The following is a 3,661-nucleotide window of genomic DNA, read 5'->3' as shown; positions in this document are numbered from 1 at the left end:
CGCCGCCGGGAGGTTGGAGAAGTCCTTGGGACAGACCAGCAGGGCACGCTCGCCGACCCGCGGCGTGTGCGCCGCGCCGTCCTCCGGGGCGTGCCGCGCGACCTGCTCGGCGACCTGCTCCAGCGCGAGCGCGTACACCGCGGCCTGGCGGGCGGCGGCGCCCACCTTCGCCGTGTCGGCGGCGCCGTCGATCATCGGGAACGACTTGATCTCCAGGACGGTCCAGAGCCCGTCCGGCCGGACCACCACGGCGTCCGGCTCCAGATACGCGGGCGACCCCGCCACGTCCAGGGCCAGCATCGGATGGTCCAGCAGGGTCCAGCCGTCGTGGGCCGCGGCCTCGCGCAGGGCCAGCGCGGTCCGCGCGGCACGGCCCTGGGGACCCGCCGCCGACAGGTCGGGGGTGGCTACAGCGCCGGGCTCCGGTGCTTCCGGGCCGCCGAGCTGCTCATGGGCCAGCCGGACCAGCTCGGCGCCGCCGTCGGCCTTGACCCGCGCCTCGAAGGAGTGGCCGCGCGCGATCGCGAACCGGGACTGGCCGAAGGGCGCGGGGGAGCCGAGCGCCCGGGCGAGCGCGGCCTTGTCCACGCCGGCGCCGTCCAGCAGCGCGCGGCGCCGGCAGCCGGGGTTGGCGGCCAGCGCGGCGAGCGCCCTGGCGTCCAGCGGGCGGGGCGGTACGCCGGGGCCGCGCAGCTCAGCCAGGCGTGCGCGCAGCCCCGTCGCCGGCCCCGGCCGCCGCGTGCGGGCCGCGGCCGGCTCGGGCCGGCTGTCGCGGAAAACGTTCATCTGCGGAAGTCTCGCATCCGTCACCGACATTCGCGGGAGGACCAGGCGCATCTTCGCTCGCGCGGGCCGCGATCACGCCACGCGCGGCGGCGGCGAGGCGCAGCGCCGGACGGGCGAGCAGCAGCCCGGCGACCATGACGGCGCTGCCCGCGACCGTGTCCAGGAAGTAGTGGTTGGCGGTGCCCAGCACCACGACCGTGATGAGCAGCGGGTAGGCCATGCCGATCGCCTTCGTGGCCCGCGAGCCGCCGTACAGCCAGAGCGCGACGCCGCACCACAGTGCCCAGCCGACGTGCAGGCTGGGCATCGCGGCGTACTGGTTCGTCAGGCCGCCCAGCCCCCGCGGCGCGCTCGCCTCGCCGCCCCACCAGCCGTACGGGGAGTACTCCGCCATCGTGTCGGTGAAGCCGTGCACGGCGGCCAGCAGCCGGGGCGGGCAGGTGGGCAGCAGGGTGAAGCCGGCCAGCCCGATCAGCGTGGCGAGCAGCAGCCAGGTGCGCATGAGGCGGTACCGGGCGGGGTGCCGCCGCCACAGCCATATGAGGACCGCGGGCGTGACCAGATAGTGCAGCGCGGCGTACACGAAGTCGGCGGGTATGCCGACCGCGGGCGTACCGGAGAAGAAGCGGTTCAGCGGCCGTTCGAAGTCGATGTGCAGCAGCCGTTCGGCGTCCAGCAGCCGCACCCCGTGACCGGTGGCCGCCGACACATCGCCCCTCGCCAGCAGCCGTCCCGCGGTATAGGCGGCGTAGACCAGCGCGAGCAGCGGCAGCTCGGCCCACCAGTGCGGCCGGGTGCCGCGCGCTACGGGGGTGTGCGGTGCGGCGTGCACCCGGGACGTACTCACCGTTTCCAGCCTTCGTGTCAGTCGCTGTCAGCAGCGGCCCACCATACGCCGTATGTCCTGTTCGTTCCCCATGGGGGCCGAGTGGCCGAAGGAACGGATGAGCGATGATGGAACGGACGGAACGAGAGGTACCGCCGCCGGCTTCCGCGCGGCGCCGAACGAGCAAGGCCGCGGGCGAGCGGGCTCGCCCCGGTGAGAGGTAATCCCATGGCACCGCGCATCCTGCTGGCCCGGCACGGACAGACCGAGTGGTCCCTGTCCGGCAAGCACACCGGCCGCACGGACATCCCGCTCCTCGACGAGGGGCGGCGCGGCGCCAAGCTGCTCGGCGAGCGGCTGCACCGCGCCCCCTGGAACGGGCTGCCGGACGTCGAGGTGCGCACCAGCCCGCTGGTCCGCGCCAAGGAGACCTGCGAGCTGGCCGGCTTCGGGGACCGCGCGACGGACTGGGACGCGCTGATGGAGGTCGACTACGGCGCGTACGAGGGCCTGACGCCCGCGCAGATCAAGGCCGACCGCCCCGACTGGCTCATCTGGCGGGACGGCGTGCCCGAGGGCGAGACCCTCGCCGAGGTGACGCGGCGCGTGGACGGCGTCATCGAGGAGGTGCGCTCGGGCGACCGCGACGTGCTGCTCTTCGCGCACGGCCACATCCTGCGCTCGCTGTGCGCGCGCTGGCTCGGCGAGGACATCTCCTTCGCCGCCCGGGTGCGCCTCGAACCGACCTCCCTGTCGGTGCTCGGCTGGGCCTACGGGGCCCCGGCCATCGAGCGCTGGAACGACACCGGCCATCTGGGCTGAGGCTCCACGGGCGGCACGCGCCGACCAGCGAGCCGCACGCGCGGGCCGCGGGCACGGCCGGCCGGGACCGGGCGGATCGGGCCGGGCGGGATCAGGCCGGGCGGGCCGCCAGGGCGTGCCGGTCCAGGAAGGCGGCGACGCCCGGCACGCGGCGCTGGGGCCGCAGCCGCCGTGCCGTGCCGGCCAGCATCGTGCGGATGCGGGCCGAGCCCACGTCGTCCAGCAGGTCCAGGACGCGCAGCCCGGCGGCGGCCGCCTCGTCGGGCGCGCCGCTGTCCGCCAGGTCGCCCGCCAGCTCCGCGGTGTACAGCGCGATGTTGCGCGTGAAGTGCGGGCTCTGGAGGGCGACGGCACGCCGCGCGTGCTCGGCCGCGCGCCCGTAATCGCCCAGCGCCGCCCAGCACTGCGCCTCCAGGCCCGCCAGCTCGGCCTCCCCGTAGAAGGACATCCACTCCGGATCGGCGTCGGACGGGCCGCGCGCGAACAGCCGGTGCGCCCGCAGCAGCGCCTCCTCGCAGCCCGCGCGGTCGCCGAGCCCCGCCCAGCCGCCCGCCTCGCGCAGCGCCAGCAGCGAGAGCAGCCGGCGGGAGGAGAGGTGCTTGGCGGCGTGCTGCGCCGCCTGCGCCGCGCGCACCGCCTCGCGCGGCCGCTCCGCGTCCCGGGCGAGGAACGCGGTGTTGCAGAACGCGTGCGCCTCCAGCGCCGGGTCGCCCGCCACCCGCGCGGTCGCCAGCGCCTCCGCGTAGTGCGAGCGGGCGTCCCCGAAGCGGCCCGAGTCGTGCGCCAGCCAGCCCACGGAGATGGCCAGTTCGCCGGCGCCCGCGTGCAGCCGGTCGGCGACGGACTGGCGCTGTGCGCCGGCGTCCAGGAGCGCGTAGGCGGCGCGCAGCGGCTGGGCGGCGCGCCGGTACATGCCCTCGGCGCCGTGCCGGTCGTCGAGCAGCCGGATGCGGCGGACCGCCTCCTCCACGGCCTCGGCCTCGGCCCTGCCCACCTGCCGTCCCGCTGAAGGGGCGGCGGCCGGCCGGGCGTCGGCGGCGGCTCGCGGATCGGGTACGGCTCCCAGGGGCGCCAGTCCGGCGATCCCCAGGGCGGCGGCCGGGCCGCCGGTCATGAACGCGCGACGCAGCACGTCGCTCTCCTCGCAGCTGTGGATGGTCTGGTCGCGGTGGTCGCCCGGTACCGGGGGAGCGGCGCCCGCTTGCGCCCGCGCGCCCCGGCCGCGCA

At 76.6% G+C, this 3,661-nt stretch carries 3 protein-coding genes and 1 pseudogene; 1 reads left to right on the top strand and 3 read right to left on the bottom strand.

Annotated features, from left to right (window positions below; translation table 11 throughout):
• Positions 1-786: pseudogene (locus tag C3486_RS36355) on the bottom strand (hypothetical protein); the annotation flags it as partial.
• Positions 695-1,633 carry a phosphatase PAP2 family protein gene (locus C3486_RS36350; protein ID WP_258053212.1) on the bottom strand — a complete coding sequence of 313 codons (939 nt, stop codon included), beginning with the start codon at positions 1,631-1,633 and terminating at the stop codon, positions 695-697. The gene C3486_RS36350 and the pseudogene C3486_RS36355, both read right to left, overlap by 92 nt.
• Before the next feature lie 207 nt (positions 1,634-1,840).
• On the opposite strand from C3486_RS36350, the gene C3486_RS36345 reads away from it, so the two are divergent.
• Entirely contained in the window at positions 1,841-2,434 is a 594-nt protein-coding gene (locus C3486_RS36345) for a histidine phosphatase family protein (protein ID WP_103837115.1), read from the top strand.
• Between the two features lie 91 nt (positions 2,435-2,525).
• Here C3486_RS36345 and C3486_RS36340 read toward each other — a convergent pair.
• On the bottom strand, positions 2,526-3,661 hold a 1,136-nt coding region (locus C3486_RS36340), incomplete at its 5' end, for a tetratricopeptide repeat protein (protein ID WP_258053211.1).

The organism is Streptomyces sp. Ru73 (genome assembly GCF_002920575.1).
GTDB lineage: Bacteria > Actinomycetota > Actinomycetes > Streptomycetales > Streptomycetaceae > Streptomyces.
This window is presented reverse-complemented; position numbering and strand designations above follow the sequence as displayed.